This window comes from Caballeronia sp. NCF2, from assembly GCF_023631205.1.
Lineage (GTDB): Bacteria > Pseudomonadota > Gammaproteobacteria > Burkholderiales > Burkholderiaceae > Caballeronia > Caballeronia zhejiangensis.
In genome coordinates, this window is the sequence record NZ_JALQDN010000037.1 from 14,953 (window position 1) to 32,133 (window position 17,181).

At 63.5% G+C, this 17,181-nt stretch carries 14 protein-coding genes, 1 tRNA gene and 2 riboswitches; of the genes, 4 read left to right on the forward strand and 11 right to left on the reverse strand.

Annotation, left to right across the window (positions count from 1 at the left end; all coding sequences use genetic code 11):
• Positions 1-8 precede the first annotated feature (8 nt).
• The 7 genes from NCS02_RS13845 to gcvT all read right to left on the reverse strand — a co-directional run bounded on the left by NCS02_RS13845 (position 9) and on the right by gcvT (position 8,590).
• The gene (locus NCS02_RS13845) at positions 9-761 is read right to left on the reverse strand and encodes a hypothetical protein (protein ID WP_034472301.1); all 753 of its coding nucleotides are present in this window, start codon (positions 759-761) and stop codon (positions 9-11) included.
• Entirely contained in the window at positions 755-1,252 is a 498-nt protein-coding gene (locus tag NCS02_RS13850; protein WP_034472304.1) for a hypothetical protein, read from the reverse strand. Before NCS02_RS13850 ends, NCS02_RS13845 begins: the two co-directional genes overlap by 7 nt.
• A gap of 139 nt (positions 1,253-1,391) precedes the next feature.
• Positions 1,392-2,780 (reverse strand): L-serine ammonia-lyase, encoded by a 1,389-nt coding sequence (locus NCS02_RS13855; RefSeq protein WP_250519812.1) that lies wholly within the window; start codon positions 2,778-2,780, stop codon positions 1,392-1,394.
• A 21-nt stretch (positions 2,781-2,801) separates the two neighbouring features.
• A complete protein-coding gene (locus tag NCS02_RS13860; RefSeq protein WP_008352523.1) occupies positions 2,802-3,905 on the reverse strand; it encodes an alginate lyase family protein in 1,104 nt (367 codons plus the stop codon).
• 124 nt (positions 3,906-4,029) lie between these two features.
• On the reverse strand, positions 4,030-6,960 hold the full coding sequence (gene gcvP, locus NCS02_RS13865; RefSeq protein ID WP_008352522.1) for an aminomethyl-transferring glycine dehydrogenase: 2,931 nt from the start codon (positions 6,958-6,960) through the stop codon (positions 4,030-4,032).
• 62 nt (positions 6,961-7,022) lie between these two features.
• Positions 7,023-7,403, reverse strand: a complete 381-nt coding sequence (gene gcvH, locus NCS02_RS13870; RefSeq protein WP_008352521.1) for a glycine cleavage system protein GcvH — start codon at positions 7,401-7,403, stop codon at positions 7,023-7,025.
• A gap of 62 nt (positions 7,404-7,465) precedes the next feature.
• Entirely contained in the window at positions 7,466-8,590 is a 1,125-nt protein-coding gene (gene gcvT, locus NCS02_RS13875) for a glycine cleavage system aminomethyltransferase GcvT (protein ID WP_239295434.1), read from the reverse strand.
• A gap of 116 nt (positions 8,591-8,706) precedes the next feature.
• Positions 8,707-8,838: riboswitch (glycine riboswitch) on the reverse strand.
• Between the two features lie 9 nt (positions 8,839-8,847).
• Positions 8,848-8,953: riboswitch (glycine riboswitch) on the reverse strand.
• Positions 8,954-9,150: 197 nt separating this feature from the next.
• Between gcvT and NCS02_RS13880 the strand changes: the two genes are divergently transcribed.
• On the forward strand, positions 9,151-9,477 hold the full coding sequence (locus NCS02_RS13880) for a hypothetical protein (RefSeq protein ID WP_250523203.1): 327 nt from the start codon (positions 9,151-9,153) through the stop codon (positions 9,475-9,477).
• A gap of 3 nt (positions 9,478-9,480) precedes the next feature.
• Here NCS02_RS13880 and NCS02_RS13885 read toward each other — a convergent pair whose 3' ends face one another.
• Entirely contained in the window at positions 9,481-10,524 is a 1,044-nt protein-coding gene (locus NCS02_RS13885) for an oxidoreductase (protein ID WP_008352516.1), read from the reverse strand.
• Positions 10,525-10,681: 157 nt separating this feature from the next.
• On the opposite strand from NCS02_RS13885, the gene NCS02_RS13890 reads away from it, so the two are divergent.
• Entirely contained in the window at positions 10,682-12,769 is a 2,088-nt protein-coding gene (locus NCS02_RS13890) for a UvrD-helicase domain-containing protein (RefSeq protein ID WP_250523204.1), read from the forward strand.
• A 67-nt stretch (positions 12,770-12,836) separates the two neighbouring features.
• On the opposite strand, the gene NCS02_RS13895 is transcribed toward NCS02_RS13890, so the two are convergent.
• Positions 12,837-13,724, reverse strand: a complete 888-nt coding sequence (locus NCS02_RS13895; protein ID WP_008352512.1) for a c-type cytochrome — start codon at positions 13,722-13,724, stop codon at positions 12,837-12,839.
• A gap of 311 nt (positions 13,725-14,035) precedes the next feature.
• Here NCS02_RS13895 and NCS02_RS13900 point away from each other — a divergent pair.
• Positions 14,036-14,111, forward strand: a tRNA-Arg gene (locus NCS02_RS13900).
• Positions 14,112-14,144: 33 nt separating this feature from the next.
• Here the strand turns inward: NCS02_RS13900 and NCS02_RS13905 are convergent.
• Positions 14,145-15,134: a Rieske 2Fe-2S domain-containing protein gene (locus NCS02_RS13905; protein WP_250457095.1), complete on the reverse strand. Its 990-nt coding sequence runs from the start codon at positions 15,132-15,134 to the stop codon at positions 14,145-14,147.
• A gap of 212 nt (positions 15,135-15,346) precedes the next feature.
• Between NCS02_RS13905 and NCS02_RS13910 the strand changes: the two genes are divergently transcribed.
• Positions 15,347-16,441: a GGDEF domain-containing protein gene (locus tag NCS02_RS13910; protein WP_250523205.1), complete on the forward strand. Its 1,095-nt coding sequence runs from the start codon at positions 15,347-15,349 to the stop codon at positions 16,439-16,441.
• 6 nt (positions 16,442-16,447) lie between these two features.
• Here the strand turns inward: NCS02_RS13910 and NCS02_RS13915 are convergent, their stop codons facing one another.
• Positions 16,448-17,179, reverse strand: coding sequence for an RNA polymerase sigma factor FliA (locus NCS02_RS13915; RefSeq protein ID WP_008352509.1), 732 nt, complete (start codon positions 17,177-17,179; stop codon positions 16,448-16,450).
• Positions 17,180-17,181 lie beyond the last annotated feature (2 nt).

Here is a 17,181-nt window from a genome sequence, read left to right on the forward strand (position 1 = left end):
GTTCCGCTTCAATGAAGGACCGAACCGATCAGACTTCGAAGGTTTCGCGCATCGAAGACGACGGTCTTCCAGGTGTAGTAGTTGGCGCGTTCGAACTGTGCCTTGCCGACGGCCAACTGACTCTCGGCGATCGCCAGTATGTGCCCTGACTTCTTTGCCTCGCGATACTGCATGTGAATCAATTCCCCTTCCAGGAGTCGCGTGTCGCTCATGGCTGCAATGACGATCGACGGCGTCGGCGTCTCGATCACGTGGTCCGCGATGAATTTCCCTGAGATGGGCAGTTCGACCTCGGCATAGTGCTTCAAGTCGAATTCTTGGGCTATGTCGGCAATCGTGCGTGACAAGCGTCCCTTGAAATCACTTCCCGATCGGCGTTCGACGCGCGACGTCGCCACACCGTAAAGCTGCTGCGCCGCCTCGGCCACGCGAAACACGTAGGGGACCACCAGCCGCTCGTCCATTGTCGTGGCGCGAATGACTTCGTCGTTGCAAAGACGCGCCGGACTGTACTGCAAAAGGCTCTGCGACCACTGCTCGACGGCGCCGGACTCGACGTCCCCGCCGATCATGCTTGCGCAAAGGCAAGCCTCACCGTTCTCGTCGATCGAAAACGCGCCATCGCGAACGCGCACTCGAACCACCACGCGATCTCCGGTGCCCGGATACTCGAGCGGAGTGACGATGCGAAACACCTGACGCGGATCTTCGTGAACTTCGAAGAGCGCGCATACCGTTCGCTTCAGGAATTCGGCTAACACAATAAATCGCCTTGACCGTTTTGCTCGTTAGAGATCGTGATGCCTGTCGCTCGGCAAAATAGGACGATGAGCGCCGAGCGATCATCTGTGACGCGCGGATCGAAAATTCGAGATGACTTGAGGTTAAGCTCCGGCGCGCCCGGCAGCAAGCGATTCCGATAATCGATGGTCGTTTCGGAGGGCATCTTGCAATGCACGCCTCTATGGCTCGGATGATAGTGAAACTCCAACAGCGGATACAAATCGCCTTGAGGCAAAGTCCAGAGCAGGTGTCCGTAGAACGATCGATCCATTAGCTCTTCGCCATCGCGCCACATGAACAGCACGCAGTGCGCATCCGAAACGGGAATCAGATCGGTGGCCTGGACACGCGGACGCGCCATTCTGCTGAATGGCTTCGGCCACTTGCTCTTGTTCATCTGCCTGAACTTGGGCGACGCAGTCAGCGTCTTGAACGCCTGCTTGTGGGCAAGCAATTGATCGGATTCCAATGCTGCTCTCTCGGTCTGCAATCGGCAAAATCTGTCTTGGATTCCGCTGATGCTAACCGCGTCCGCACCGCAAATTATCTCGTACAACGAATGTTTCAGTCATCGATAAAGCGGCTTGTCCGCAGGCAACCCCTAGCGCTCAACACTCCACGATATTCACCGCCAATCCGCCGCGCGAAGTCTCTTTATATTTGGTCTTCATATCCGCGCCCGTCTCCCTCATGGTCTTGATTACCGAATCGAGCGAAACGTAGTGCGATCCGTCCCCGCGCATCGCCATGCGCGCCGCGTTGACCGCCTTGACCGAACCCATCGCGTTACGCTCGATGCACGGAATCTGCACCATTCCGCCGACCGGATCGCACGTCAGCCCGAGGTTATGCTCCATGCCGATTTCCGCCGCATTCTCGACTTGCGCCGGCGTGCCGCCGAGCACCGCGGCCAGCGCGCCCGCCGCCATCGAACACGCGACGCCGACTTCGCCCTGACATCCGACTTCCGCGCCGGAAATCGACGCATTCATCTTGTACAGAATGCCGATGGCCGCAGCCGTCAGCAAAAAATCGATCACGCCTTGCGTATTCGATCCCGGCACGAAGCGATCGTAGTAATGCAACACCGCCGGAATGATGCCCGCCGCGCCGTTGGTCGGCGCCGTCACGACGCGTCCGCCGATCGCGTTCTCCTCGTTCACGGCAATCGCGTAGAGATTGATCCAGTCGATCATCGACAACGGATCGCGCAACGCCTGCTCGGGCTTTTCAGCCAGCGCGCGATAAAGCTGCGGCGCGCGCCGCTTCACCTGAAACGGCCCCGGCAGATGCCCTTCCGCTTCCGGATTGCCGATGCCGCACCCGCGCGCGACGCAATCCTGCATCACGTCCCAGGTGCGCAGCAGCCCGCTGCGAATCTCGTCTTCCGAACGCCACACGCGCTCGTTTTCCCACATCAGTTGCGCGATCGATTTGCCTGAGTCCGCGCACATCTTCATCAGCTCGTCGCCGGTCTGGAACGGATACGGCAACTGCTCGTGCGCCGTCAGCACCGCCGTATTCGCCGCGCCCGCCGTCACGACGAATCCGCCGCCAACAGACAGATACGTCGCCTCGCGCAGCAACGCGCCGTTCGCATCGAACGCGTAGAGCTTCATGCCGTTCGGATGCTCCGGCAGCGCCTGCCGGTAGAACGCGATGTTCTCCTTGATCGTGAACGGAATCTGGCGCGCGCCGAGCAGCGCGAGCGTTTTCGATGTTCGCACTTGCTCCAGGCGCGGCACGATGCTCGAAGCATCGACGGTATCGGGCGCGTCGCCCATCAGGCCGAGCATCACGCCGCGATCGGTGCCGTGGCCCTTGCCCGTCGCGCCGAGGGAGCCGTACAGCTCGCATTTCACCGATGCCGTCGACTCCAGCAGTTCGTCGCGCTCGAGCCCCTGCGCGAACATCAACGCGGCGCGCATCGGTCCGACGGTGTGCGAGCTCGAAGGTCCGATGCCGATCTTGAAGAGGTCGAATACGCTGACTGCCATGACATCACCTGACTGAAAGAATTAACGCGCCGGCAGCGGCAGACACACCGCGAGCCACGCGGGCGGCGCGGGCGCGAGCCGCAGCGCCACCGGCGCGTAGCGGCCGTCGAGACGCGCCGCGAGATGAAAGAGTTCCGCCGCGTTCCTCGGATCCCACTGACCCGAGTAACCGGGCAATCCTGCTTCGCGCCGCTTGGCGTCGAAAGGCACGGACGACTTCACGAATTCGTCGTGCGTCTTCGTGCCGAGCGCATACGGCGTGAGCCAGTTGAGCGCCACGGCCAGCGTCGCACCCGACTGCGCGCGCTCCGGCAGCCAGTTGCGGTTGTGCCTGCGCGCGGCGAGCGCCGCCGTCACGAGCGGCTGAAGATCGTAGGTGACGTAGCGCAGCGCATCGCGTTCGGCGAAATCGACCGTGGATCCGTCCGGCGCGATGTTGTCGCCGATATGTTCGATAAAAAGCCGCTGCGCCGCGTTGATGAGCTTGCGGTCGTCGATGGTGAACGCGCCCATCGCCACCAGCTTCACGCGATGGCTCTGCCAGTTGTTGCGATAGCTGCCGGTCAGCGGGCGCGGCTGCTTGTCCATATCGTCGATATAACCGCTCACCATCTTCGTGATGAACGCGTTCGCCGCGTTGCGCGTCTTGACCGGCAGCGCGCTCGCCGTGAGGTCGTACGCGAGAATCAGCGATTCGAAATTCGTTTCGTCGATCGGATTGAAGCTCGGCTGATACGTGGTCGTCCACGCGAACAGGAAGCGGTCGACGAGACGCAGGTAACGTTCGTCGCCGGTCGCGCGCCACGCGAGCGCGGCGTCGCGCATCAGGCCGAGGTCTTTCTCCGCTTCGACGCTTTCGTCGTAGATGCCTTCGTGCGGCAGCGTGCCTTCCGTATGCAGCTTCGCGCGCGGCTTCGGCTGATCGTTCACGCGCGACTGCACCATTTTCACGAGGGCCTTCACACCGGGATCGGCGTTGGTGCGCTCGCTCGTCTGCATCGCGGGCGCCGCGCAGAAATTCATCGCGGCGTGCGCGGACGATGCGGCAAGCGACATCACCCCGAGCATCGCCAGCGCCGCGCACGCGCGGTTCGTCCCTTTCACCTCTCGCACCTTGAGCGCCATGTGAACTCCCTGTTTTGGCTTTTGGTCCGGGGTGAGATGTTAGCCGTTCTGGAACGCGCCGCAAAACCGCCCGACGAAGCTTTACGCTTTCGGGCGGCGCTCTCTCAGGTTCGTGCGCGTAGCCTTACTCGTCCGCGTATTCCGATACCGGCACGCACGAGCACATCAGATTGCGGTCGCCATAAGCGTTGTCCGCACGGCCGACCGGCGACCAGTACTTGCGCGCGATCAGCGACTTCAGCGGATACGCGGCCGCTTCGCGCGTGTACTTGTGCTCCCACGCATCCGATGCGACGACCGCCGCCGTGTGCGGCGCGTTCTTCAGCACGTTGTCCTCGCGATCGGCGCGGCCTTCTTCGACCGCGCGGATTTCCTCGCGGATCGCGATCATTGCGTCGATGAAGCGGTCGAGCTCCTCCTTCGATTCCGATTCCGTCGGCTCGACCATCAGCGTGCCCGGAACCGGGAAGCTCATCGTCGGCGCGTGGAAGCCGTAGTCGATCAGGCGCTTCGCGACGTCTTCCACCGAGATGCCGCTCGATTCCTTGATCGGACGCACATCGAGAATGCATTCGTGCGCGACCAGTCCGCCCGCGCCGCTGTACAGCACCGGATAGTGCGGCGCGAGACGCTTCGCGACATAGTTCGCCGCGAGAATCGCGCTTTCGGTGGCGGCGGTGAGGCCGCTCGCGCCCATCATCGCGATGTACATCCACGAGATCGGCAGAATCGCGGCCGAGCCGTACGGCGCCGACGACACCGCGCCGATGCCTGCTTCATCGCGCTTGTAGCCCGTGGACGTCTGATTCGGCAGGAACTTCGCCAGATGCGCGCCGACCGCGACCGGACCGACGCCCGGTCCGCCGCCGCCGTGCGGAATGCAGAACGTCTTGTGCAGATTCAAGTGCGATACGTCGCCGCCGAACTGGCCGGGCGCGCAGAGACCGACCATCGCGTTCATGTTCGCGCCGTCGACATACACCTGGCCGCCGTGCGCGTGCACGATGTCGCAGATTTCGCGGACGTTGCGCTCGAACACGCCGTGCGTCGACGGATACGTGATCATGATCGCCGCGAGATTCGCCGAATGCTTTTCGGCCTTCGCCTTCAGATCGTCGATATCGACGTTGCCGTTCGCATCGCACGCGACGACGACGACCTGCATGCCCGCCATCTGCGCCGACGCCGGATTCGTGCCGTGCGCGGACGCCGGAATCAGACACACGTTGCGATGCCCTTCGCCGCGCGACTCGTGATACGCGTGAATGATGAGCAAGCCCGCGTACTCGCCTTGCGAACCGGCGTTCGGCTGCAACGACACCGCCGCGTAACCCGTGCACGCGACGAGCATCTGTTCGAGCTGATCGATCATCGTGCGATAGCCGACCGTCTGCTCGGCGGGCGCGAACGGATGAATCGCCGCGAACTCCGGCCATGTGACCGGCAGCATTTCCGAGGTCGCGTTGAGCTTCATCGTGCAGGAACCGAGCGGGATCATCGTGCGGTCGAGCGCGAGGTCTTTATCCGCGAGACTGCGCAGATAGCGCAGCATTTCGTGCTCGGAGTGGTGGCGATTGAAAACCGGATGCGTCAGATACTCGCTCGTGCGATGCAGTGCCTGCGGCAGCGAATCCGTCACCGATTGATCGAGCGCGTCGATATCGAACGTTTCGGTCTTGCCCGCGACCTCCGCAAAGAGCGCGAAGAGCTTCTGCAAGTCGTCGCGCGTGGTGGTTTCATCGAGCGAAACGCCGACCTGGCTCGCGCTCACATGACGCAGATTGATGTGCGCGGCGTACGCGGCCTGATGCAGCGCGGTCGTGCTCGCGCCGCTTTCGATCGTGACGGTATCGAAGAACGTGTCGTTCGCGATCGTGTAGCCGAGCTTCTTTACGCCCGCCGCAAAGATCGACGCCACGCGATTCACGCGCAGCGCGATCGTCTTGAGACCGCGCGGGCCGTGATAGACCGCGTACATGCTCGCCATGATCGCGAGCAGCGCCTGCGCCGTGCAGACATTCGACGTCGCCTTCTCGCGACGGATGTGCTGCTCGCGCGTCTGGAGCGCGAGACGCAGCGCCGGATTGCCCTGCGCATCGACGGTCACGCCAACGAGACGGCCCGGCATCTGGCGCTTGAATTCATCGCGCACGGCCATGTATGCCGCGTGCGGCCCGCCGAAGCCGACCGGCACGCCGAAACGCTGCGTATTGCCGATCGCGACATCCGCGCCCCATTCGCCCGGCGGCGTGATGAGCGTCAGCGCGAGCAGATCCGCGGCGGCGACGACATGGCCGCCCGCCGCGTGGATCGCTTCGGCGAGCGCGCGATAGTCGCGCACATCGCCGTTCGCGCCCGGATATTGCAGCAGCACGCCGAATGCATTCGCGCTGGCGGCATCGGCGGCGGGACCGACTTTCACGTCGATGCCCGCCGGCTTCGCGCGCGTCTTCACGACTTCGATCGTCTGCGGCAGCACGTCGTCGGCAACGTAGAACACGTTCGACTTCGGCTTGCCGATGCGTTGCAGCAGCGTCATCGCTTCGGCGGCGGCGGTGGATTCGTCGAGCAGCGAGGCGTTGGCCATCGCGAGGCCAGTCAGGTCCATGACCATCTGCTGGAAATTGAGCAGCGCTTCGAGGCGCCCTTGCGAAATTTCCGGCTGATAGGGCGTGTATGCCGTGTACCACGCCGGATTTTCGAGCACGTTGCGCAGGATCACCGCCGGCGTGTGCGTGCCGTAGTAACCCTGGCCGATGTAAGTCCGGAACACCAGATTCTCGTCCGCCAGCTTGCGCAGATACGCGAGCGCTTCCGCCTCGCTTTTCGGCTGCGTGAACGCGCCGAGCGGCAGCGTGTCCTTGCGGCGGATCGATTCAGGAATCACCGCGTCGATGAACGCCGCGCGCGACGCGAAACCGAGCGCGTCGAGCATCGCGCGCTGGTCGGCATCATCGGGGCCGATGTGCCGCTCGGCGAATGCGTCGTGGCATTCGAGCGCGGCGAGTGACAGGGATGTGCGGTTCATCAGGCGATCCGGGTGTTCGAGCTTCATGTGAATTCCTGCGACGCGGCTCGCTCTTGGTCTGCGCGAGCCGCCATCGTCATTGAGATGGGTTATTCGCCGATCGACTTGCCGTAGCCTTCGGCGTCGAGCAGCTTGTCGAGCGTGGCGTCGCCGGCCGGCTTGATCTTGAAGAGCCAGCTTTCGTACGGCGCGCCGTTGACCTGATCGGGCGCCGAAGTCAGCGCGTCGTTCGATGCGACGATCTCGCCCGACACCGGCGCGTAAATATCGGAAGCGGCCTTCACCGATTCGATCACCGCGATCGCGTCGCCCGCCGCAACGGTCTTGCCCGCCGCGGGCAGTTCGACGAACACGATGTCACCGAGCGCTTCCTGCGCGTGATCGGTGATGCCGACGGTCAGCGTGCCATCGGATTCGGTGCGGACCCATTCGTGCGATTCGGTGTATTTCAGATCGGCCGGGATGCTCATTGGATGCTCCTTGCGTGATTCTTTCGTGAGGTTCTTGATCGGAGGAAACGGGCGCGACGGCTTCAGGAAAGCTCAACCAGAACCTTGCCGTTGCGCACGAACGGAAGTTTTACCACGCGCGCCGGCAGTTGCTTGTCGCGGATGACGACCTGCACCGTGTCGCCGACGGCAACACCCGTGGGCACGCGCGCGAACGCGATTGACTCCTGCATCGACGGCGAAAACGTGCCGCTCGTGATTTCGCCGTCGCCGCGTTCCGTGACGACTTTCTGATGCGCGCGCAGCACGCCGCCCGCCTTGCCGTTTTCCTTGATGAGCACGAGCCCGACGAAGTTCGCCTTCGAGCCGTGCGCTTCGAGCGCGCTGCGGCCGACGAAATCGCGCGGCGTCTTCAGATCGACGGTCCACGCGAGGCCGGCGTCGAGGGGCGAGACGTTCTCGTCCATGTCCTGGCCGTAGAGGTTCATGCCGGCTTCGAGGCGCAGCGTGTCGCGCGCGCCGAGGCCGGCGGGCTTCACGCCTGCGTCGCGCAAAGCGTTCCAGAGCGCTTCCACATGCGTCGCCGGCACGACGATCTCGAAACCGTCCTCGCCGGTGTAGCCGGTGCGCGCGAGCATCAGTTCGCCGAATTGCGTCGACGGGAAAACGACCGCGTTGAACGGCTTGGTGTCCTGCGTCTGCGCGCGCGTGTCCGGCAGCACTTGCCAGGCTTTTTCGCGCGCGTTCGGACCTTGCACGGCGATGATCGCGAGGTCGCGACGCGGCGTGATGGAAAGGTTGAATTCGCCTTCGGCATTCAATTGACCGAACCAGGCGATGTCCTTCTCCGCCGTGCCCGCATTCACGACGACGCGAAAACTCGTTTCGGAGAAGTAGTAGACGATCAGATCGTCGATGACGCCGCCGTCGCCGTTGAGCAGGCAGGAATAGAGCGCTTTTCCGGGCGTCGTCAGCTTGTCGACGTTATTGGCGATCGCGTACTTGAAGAATTCGCGGACGGCCTCGCCTTCGAAATCGACGACGCGCATGTGCGAGACGTCGAACATGCCGGCGTCAGTACGCACCGCGCGGTGCTCGTCGATCTGCGAACCGTAGTTGACGGGCATGTCCCAGCCGCCGAAATCGACCATGCGCGCGTTGAGCGCGAGGTGAGCGGCGTGCAGCGGCGTGTGTTGAAGAGAAGTCATCGGGGCCTCGGTTCGCGAAACAAAAAAGGCCACGCAGCGCACTATTCGCCTGCCGGATGCGCCTTTCGTGCTGCGGGAAGCAGCGCGCAAGGCCCATGCCGCGAGCGGTTGCGATGCGTGACCCCTCTGTCCTCGGTACCTGAGAGATTGCGCGAACCGTGCACGGCTGTGCCGCGGTCCATCGCGCGCCCCTTCGGTGGGCAACTGGCTCAATGACGAAGCCGCTGCCGCTCTCCAGAGTGCGAGGAAACTCGTTCCTCGACGCGGTCGGTCCTTTTGCCTGAGAGTTTGCGGGTATGCCCCTTCGGCGGCGCGGTCTTTCTCGTTGCGATGAAAGGCCACGCGCTCTCCCGACGCGTGCGGCAGAATTTACGCGACCGAATTAGGGTTGTCAAACGGATTCGGACTTGCGCGATTGCGCTTTTCCGCAGATTCGAAACCGATGCAAACGCGCGAGCGTGTATCGACAAATCCGTCGTAGTTTGTTTCAGAAGCAGCGCTTTTTCGCAATGAAATCATGCGTACACTGTTCGGATCGCGTTGATTCCTCTTCGACGAACATGGCCACGATCACCATCAACGGCGTTACTTATACAGGCAACCATGTGTCGGTTCGCGGCGGCCGCGTGCTCGTCGACGGCAAGAACGTGAGCGCCGGCGAAGCGACGCGCATCACGCTCGAAGTGCACGGCGACCTTCAGGCGTTTCAGGCGGACAACTGCGATACGGTCGCGGTTCACGGCGCGGTCGGCGTCGTGTCGACCGTATCGGGCAACGTGACTTGCGGCGATGTCGGCGGCGCGGTGTCGACGGTGTCGGGCAACGTGAACTGCGGCGACATCGCCGGCGAAGTGCGGACGACGTGCGGCATCGTCAGCCGCCGCTAGGCGTCAGCCGCGCGCGAAGGGCACGCGCCGCCCTTCTTGCTCGCTCTGCATCGCGAGTTCGATGATCGTCATCGTGTCGACTGCGTCCTGCGGCGAAACCGGAAACGGCTTGCCATCCAGAATCGCCGCCGCCAGCGCACGATAAAACTCGACGTACGCGCCATCTCTCGTGGCGAATTCGTGACGCAGATCGAGATCGCCATCGACCTCGCGCAACGTGCCCGGCGGATTCTTCGCGAACTCCGGGTTGCCCGGGCGCATCCCCGAACGCAACTGATCTTCCTGCGTATCGAGCCCGTTCTTCACGTAACTGCCGCGCGTGCCGTGGATCGCGAAACGCGGCGGCTCCAGCGCCGCGAGCGCGCTCGCGTGCAGGATTACTTCCTTGTCGGCGTAACCGAGCACGAGATGCACGTAGTCCGGCGCGTGCGCGTGGTCGCGATGCGCCTTCACGAACGCCGTCACCGTTTGCGGCGCGCCGAAGAGCGTCAGCGCCTGATCGATCAGATGCGGCCCCAGATCGAACAGCAGGCCGCCGCCGCGCTCCGCTTCCTCGCGCCAGCGCTGCGGCACTTTCGGGCGGAAACGGTCGAAATGCGATTCGTAATGCGTGATGCGCCCGAGCCGTCCGCTTTCGATGAGCGCGCGCACCGTCATGAAATCGCCGTCCCAGCGACGGTTGTGAAACGGCGCGAACACGAGCCCTTTCTGCTGCGCGAGATCGGCGAGCGTGCGGGCGTCGCGCGACGAAAGCGTCACCGGTTTGTCGACGACCACGTGTTTGCCCGCCGACAGCGCCCGATGCGCGAGATCGAAGTGCGTGTCGTTCGGCGTCGCGACGACGACGCACTGGAGTTCGTCGATGGCGAGCAGCGCGTCGAAATCCGCGACGATCCGCGCGTTCGGATAATCGGCCTGCGCGCGCTCGGCCTGCGACGTGGCGATGGCCGTGACTTCGGCGCGGCCGCAGTGCTCGATGACGGGCGCGTGAAACGTCGCGCCGGCGAGGCCGTAGCCCATTACGCCGACTTTGAGTGCTGTGTCCATGCGGGCATCGTCCTGTCGTTGAATTGACCGGATATTGTGGCACGAACAGGGGCCGGAACCGCGCCGCCTCTATCGTCGCCTCTATCGTGTTAACATCGCGCTCTCCTTTCGCGCGCAAGTCACAGCCAGGCGCGCCCCAAACTCCAAAGCCAAAACGATGTCCGCTGGTCTGAACGCCGCGCAAAGCGAAGCCGTGCGCTATCTCGATGGTCCCTGTCTCGTGCTCGCCGGCGCGGGCAGCGGCAAGACGCGCGTCATCACGCAGAAGATCGCGCATCTGATCGAAGGGCGCGGCTTCGAGCCGAAGCACATCGCCGCGCTCACCTTCACGAACAAGGCCGCGCTCGAAATGCGGGAGCGCACGGCCAAGCTCCTCGAAGGCAAGACGCTCACGACGCCCGGCAAGGAAGGCCGCAAGATTCCCGTCAATCAGTTGACGATCTGCACGTTCCACTCGCTCGGCGTGCAGATCATGCGGCAGGAAGCGGAACACGTCGGACTCAAGCCGCAGTTCTCGATCATGGATTCCGACGATTGCTTCGGCATGGTTCAGGAACAGGTCGGCACGACGGACAAAGGCCTGATCCGCAAGATCCAGTCGATCATCTCGCTGTGGAAGAACGCGATGGTTTCGCCCGATCAGGCGTCCGTGCTCGCGAGCAACGAGGACGAGCATCAGGCGGCGATCGTCTATCGGAGTTACGCCGCGACGCTGCACGCGTATCAGGCGCTCGATTTCGACGATCTGATCCTGCGTCCCGCGCAGCTTTTCGCGGAGAACGAGCAGGTGCGCGACAAGTGGCAGAACCGCCTGCGCTATCTGCTGATCGACGAATATCAGGACACGAACGCGTGCCAGTATGAACTCGTGAAGCTGCTGGCCGGTCCGCGCGCCGCGTTCACGGCCGTCGGCGACGATGACCAGGCGATCTACGGCTGGCGCGGCGCGACCATCGAAAATCTCGCGCAGCTCGGCAAGGATTTCCCGAAGCTGCATGTCATCAAGCTGGAGCAGAACTATCGCTCGACGGTGCGGATTCTGACGGCGGCGAACAACGTCATCGCCAACAATCCGAAGCTGTTCGAGAAGAAGCTCTGGTCCGAGCACGGCATGGGCGACACGATCACCGTCACCGGCTGCAACGACGAAGAGCACGAGGCGGAATCCGTCGTGTTTCGCTTGTCGGCGCACAAGTTCGAGCGGCGCACGCAGTTTCGCGATTACGCGATTCTCTATCGCGGCAACTTTCAGGCGCGCATCTTCGAACAGGTGTTGCGGCGGGAGCGCATTCCTTATGTGCTCTCGGGCGGGCAATCGTTCTTCGACAAGGCCGAGATCAAGGATCTGATCGCGTATCTGCGGCTGATCGCCAATCCCGACGACGATCCCGCTTTCATCCGCGCGATCACCACGCCGCGACGCGGTGTCGGCAACACGACGCTCGAAGCGCTCGGCGCATTCGCGGGCGCGGCGAAGGTGTCGCTGTTCGAGGCGGTGTTCATGGGCGGCATCGAGGCGCGTCTGTCGGCGCGGCAGGTCGAGCCGCTGCGCACGTTCTGCGAATGGATCCGGCGTCTGTCGGACCGCGCCGCGCGCGATCCCGCGACCGAAGTTCTCGACGACATGATGGAAGCCATCCACTACGAGTCGTATCTCTATGACGCGTACGACGAGCGCCAGGCGCAGTCGAAATGGCAGAACGTGCTCGAATTTCTCGAATGGCTGAAGCGCAAGGGCACGAAGCCGGAAGCCGCGCCGGGCGCGGAGCAGACCGGTTTCGACACCGCCGACGGTTTCGCCGATGAAGGCAAGAACCTGCTCGGCCTGATCCAGACCGTCGCGCTGATGTCGATGCTCGAAGGCAAGGAAGAAGACCCGGATGCAGTGCGCCTGTCGACGGTGCATGCGTCGAAGGGGCTGGAGTATCCACACGTCTTTCTGGTGGGCGTCGAGGAAGGCATCATGCCGCATCGCGGCAGTTCGGACGACGACGCGCCCGTCGACGATTCGCGCATCGAGGAAGAGCGCCGGCTGATGTATGTCGCGATCACGCGGGCGCAGCGCAGTCTGCATCTGAACTGGTGCAAGAAGAGAAAGCGCGCGCGGGAGACGGTGGTGTGCGAGCCGTCGCGGTTCATCCCCGAGATGCTGCTCGACGATGCGCCGCCGCCGACGGCCGAAGAAGCGCCTTTGTCGCCGAAAGATCGCGTGGCGATGCTCAAGGCGATGTTGCAGAAGACGTGAACGGTTCGCCGTCTTGCTGATGAAAAACCCCGCTCGCGCGGAGCGCTCGCGCGGGGTTTTTTTTCGCTTACTTCGCCGCGTTCGCCATGTAATCGACGGCGGCCTTCACATCTGCATCCGATGCGTTCGATCCGCCCTTTGGCGGCATCGCGCCCTTGCCGTGCAGCGCGTAGTTGTAGACGGTGTCCATCGGCTCTTTCAGGCGCGGCGCCCACGCCGCCTTGTCGCCGAACTTCGGCGCGCCGAGCACGCCCGCCGCGTGACACGCCTGACAGACCTGCTCGTAGAGCGCCTTGCCCGCCTGAGCGGCGTCGGCGCTTTGCGCGCCCGCGGCCGGCGCCGCCGATGCAACCGCCGGCACCGATGCGAGCGCCGCGACCGCTGCGGCGGCCTGAGCATTTTCGTTCGAACTGGCTGCGGCGGGCGCTGCCGCGCTCGATGCAGCCGCGGCGCCCGATGCCGGTTGCGCCGGTTCCGCGAGCTTGCCGCCGCTGCCGTTCGCCATATAGACGACCGCGCGCGCGATTTCGAAGTCGGAGTAATCGTCGGGGCTGGTGCCGCCGCGCGCAGGCATGCCGCCCTTGCCGTTGAGCGCGTTGTGCAGCAGCGTGTCGTAACCTTCGCCGATGCGCGGGGCCCATGCGCCGGCATCGCCGAACTTGGGCGCGCCGGCGGTGCCTGTCGCGTGACAGGCCGAGCACACGGCCTTAAAGACTTCCTCGCCGGACTTGTAGACGCGCGGCGCGTTGGCGTCGCGGACATCGACTTGTGCGGCGGGCGCGATGCGCGCGTTGACCGACTGCTCGATGTCCGTGCCGGCGCCGGTGCGCGTGGAATTGTTCACGTACACCGCGAGCAGGATGATGATGGCGACCGGGATGCCGAATCCCGCGATGACCGCGGCGATGAGTTGGCCGGGTGTCTTGATCGGGGCTCCGTGGGGTGCTTCGCTCATGCTTGTCTCGTCTCCCGTTTTTTGGTGTGAGTCGGTTCAGTGACAGCGTGACAGCTACGGCAGTGCGCTAGGCGCGCCTTGGGGAAGGCACGGTCGATTATAGACGGAACGCTTAACTGTCGGCGCGGGGTGGCCGGGGCGGTGAAGCGGGCGTTTACCCGAATCGTGTGATGCTTTGTGACTCGTTCCGCGCAGGGCGTCCGGTCCCGCACGATGGACGGCGTCACGGAAAACAGGTATCCTCTCGGATTCGCATGGGCCTTGCAGCCGTCTTACGGCGTGTGTAGTTCTTCCGCAAGCCCTTCTCCGATGCGCCCGTAGCTCAATGGATAGAGTACTGCCCTCCGAAGGCAGGGGTTGCTGGTTCGATCCCAGCCGGGCGCGCCAAGCGTTTCCACTCGACAGCCGTCGCAGTCGAAACTACTCGAGTCCGCCGTCGCGATTCGCCGTCGTCGTCCCCCAACCAAACCCCATCCCCGCCAACCACCTCCTATAAGCCACCGCCATCCGATCGCACTTCTGATGCAACTCCGCATCGAGATCGAGCGGCAAGCGCTGCGGCCATTGCGACTCCACCACCGGCGTGTCCTGCATCAAAATCTCCATATTGAAGTCGTATAACTCGCGATCGGAATGCGTCGAATCATCCTCGTGAATCGAGACGAGCCACGCGCGCGTCTCTGTCTGCGTCACCGGCGACGCCGCCAGCATGATATGCAGCGCGCCCTGCCCGCCCGACGCCATCTTCGTCAGCTTCGCGATCAAAGGCCGCTTCACGCGATACACATAATCGATCATCGCGCCGCCGCCCTGCCACGGCATTCCCGCCGGTTGCCAGTATCGGCATTGCCGCGCTTCCAGACCTTCATCGCTCGCGACGACTTCGTAATCGGGCACTTCCGTATGCGTGTCCTCGCCCAGAATCCCCGCATGCACGAACGAGAAATGCGCCATGTCCAGAAAATTCTCCACGACGCGCGGCGCCGACGACCTCACCGTCTGCGGCGCGAGATTGATGCGCCGGCCACCGGGAATCGCGGCTTCGGGAAAGAAATCGAGCGCATACGCAGGCTCGCCGAAACACATCCAGATAACGCCGTACTTCTCTTCGCAAACGAAAGTCGTCGCGCACGCGCGCTTCGACGGACGCAATGAAGGATTCGACGGAATCCGCAAACACTGTCCTTCGATGTCGTAACTCCAGCCGTGATACGGACACACGATCTGATCGCGCATCACATGCCCGAGCGACAACTGCGCGCCCCGATGCGGACAGTAATCGCGCCACGCATGCGCCGCGCCGATGCTGTCCCGCCACACGACGATCCGCTCATCGGCCACGATGAATCCGCGCGCGCCGCCTTCCGGCACGTCTTCGCTATTGCAAACGGGCAGCCATTCGGCAGCCAAAGAAATGGATTCGTCGCGCATCGCCGTGAATGAGAAATGGACGTTCTTAAGCTGTTCTTACACGAAACACAGCGTCTTCGCAAAACGTTGCAAAATAGCGGATCGCTCGCTCGGTGCAACTCGATACCACTCCATTCAGCCGATGCCATGCGACGGGGCCGCAGTACTTGGCAGCAAGATAAAAGAAAGAAATCACCATCCAGGGGTTCAGTATGGAGCAGGCGCATCAACCGGCACGCCGGACTTATGCCTTCGCATGGTCCGAACACCGGAATCCGGAACGCGAGCAGGCCACGCTGCGGGTCTGGATGGGAGCGGTGGTTCTTCTGGCTTACGGCGTTTTCGCGTGGCTCCGCCCTTCACACGATGCCTTCCTGACCACGCGCCTCGTCGCGCTCTATGTGTCTTATGGGGCGATCACGCTTCTGATCGTCAGCCGCATGAGCGCGCCTTCTGTTGCGCGCCTGACCGTCACGACCATCGCCGATCAGACGATCCTCGGGCTCGCGCTCGCCGCGGGCGGCGCAAGGGCGCTGCCGCTTCTCTGGGTGATGTTCTGGTTTCTGATCGGTTCGGGATGCCGATACGGCAAGCGCACGCTCGCCGTATCGTGCGCGACGGCGCTCATCATCGTCACGGCGATAGCCGTCTGGCAGCCGTGGTGGCACGAGAATCTTCCCGCCGCGATCGGGCTCGCGCTGAGCGTACTCGGCGCATCGGTGTATCTGAGCGTGCTCGTCGATCGGCTCGGCAACGCGAATCGCGATCTAGCGCGTCAGGCATCGACCGATCCGCTCACGGGTCTGTCGAACCGGTACGCGCTGGAAAGAGTCGTCGATCGCGCGATGAACGCGCCCGAAGCCAATGGCGATCACGCCATCGCGCTCCTTCTGATCGATCTCGACGGCTTCAAGGAAGTGAACGATACCTACGGTCACGCCGTCGGCGATCTGCTGCTGCAAGCCTTCGCGGACTCGCTCGCGAAGCGCATGCGCAAGTCGGACACCATCGCGCGTCTGGGCGGCGACGAGTTCGTCGTGCTCGCGCATCAGATGCGCGACCGCGACGCCGTGTTGTCGGTGGCCGACAACATCCATTCGGCGCTCGGCGAAATTACGTCGGTGCAGGAGCGGCCGGTGTCGGTATCGGCGAGCATCGGCGCATGCCTGCTTTCGAGCGCGGCGTCCGCGCATCAAACCGGCATGACCGCCGTGCTGCGCGCCGCCGACCGCGCGATGTACCGCGCGAAAAGTCTCGGCGAAGGGAAAACGGTCTTCGCCGAGACGCGGGACTTCGAGATCAGCTAGGGAACGTCAGGCCTCGACGCTCGTCCACGCCTGCTCGCGCAGCTTCGTGCGCAGACGCGCGACCGCTTGGCTGTGCAACTGACACACGCGCGACTCGCTCACTTCCATCACCGCGCCGATTTCGCGCAGGTTCAGGCCGCGTTCGTAATAGAGGCTCATCAGGAGCTTCTCGCGCTCGGGCAGCTTGTCGATGGCTTCGATCAGCGCGCCGCGAAGGCTGTCGTCGAGCAGCGCGGACAGCGGATCCGAACGATCGACGCAATAGCGGTCGAGGAACGGCTCGTCGTCGGCGGAGCGATCGAAGTCTTCGTAATAGATCAGCTGGCTGCCGTGCAAGTCCTGAAGCATCGACTGATATTCGTCGAGCGGCATCTTCATGTGCTCGGCGATTTCCTGCTCGCTCGCCGCGCGGCCGAGGTTCTGCTCGACCTTGTGCACCGCCGATTCCACTTCGCGCGACGTCTTGCGCATGCTGCGCGGCAGCCAGTCGTTCGCGCGGAGCTCATCCAGCATCGCGCCGCGGATGCGCTGGCTCGCATATGTTTCGAACTGCGCGCCCTGATCTTCCTTGTAGCGGCTCGCCGCGTCCAGCAGGCCGATCATGCCGGCCTGAATGAGATCGTCGAGATCGACGCTCGCCGGCATCTTGGCGACGAGTTGAAGCCCCAGCCGTCGAACGAGCGGTGCGTATTTCGTCAGCACTTCCGACTGTGAGAGTTTGCCTTGGGCGTTATACATCT

Coding starts and splice junctions, on each gene's coding strand:
- NCS02_RS13895 (WP_008352512.1), bottom strand. CDS start 13,724: ATGAGCGAAGCACCCCACGGAGCCCCGATCAAGACACCCGGCCAACTC.
- gcvT (WP_239295434.1), bottom strand. CDS start 8,590: ATGACTTCTCTTCAACACACGCCGCTGCACGCCGCTCACCTCGCGCTC.
- NCS02_RS13860 (WP_008352523.1), bottom strand. CDS start 3,905: ATGGCGCTCAAGGTGCGAGAGGTGAAAGGGACGAACCGCGCGTGCGCG.
- NCS02_RS13885 (WP_008352516.1), bottom strand. CDS start 10,524: ATGGACACAGCACTCAAAGTCGGCGTAATGGGCTACGGCCTCGCCGGC.
- gcvP (WP_008352522.1), bottom strand. CDS start 6,960: ATGAAGCTCGAACACCCGGATCGCCTGATGAACCGCACATCCCTGTCA.
- gcvH (WP_008352521.1), bottom strand. CDS start 7,403: ATGAGCATCCCGGCCGATCTGAAATACACCGAATCGCACGAATGGGTC.
- NCS02_RS13855 (WP_250519812.1), bottom strand. CDS start 2,780: ATGGCAGTCAGCGTATTCGACCTCTTCAAGATCGGCATCGGACCTTCG.
- NCS02_RS13910 (WP_250523205.1), top strand. CDS start 15,347: ATGGAGCAGGCGCATCAACCGGCACGCCGGACTTATGCCTTCGCATGG.
- NCS02_RS13880 (WP_250523203.1), top strand. CDS start 9,151: ATGGCCACGATCACCATCAACGGCGTTACTTATACAGGCAACCATGTG.
- NCS02_RS13890 (WP_250523204.1), top strand. CDS start 10,682: ATGTCCGCTGGTCTGAACGCCGCGCAAAGCGAAGCCGTGCGCTATCTC.
- NCS02_RS13915 (WP_008352509.1), bottom strand. CDS start 17,179: ATGTATAACGCCCAAGGCAAACTCTCACAGTCGGAAGTGCTGACGAAA.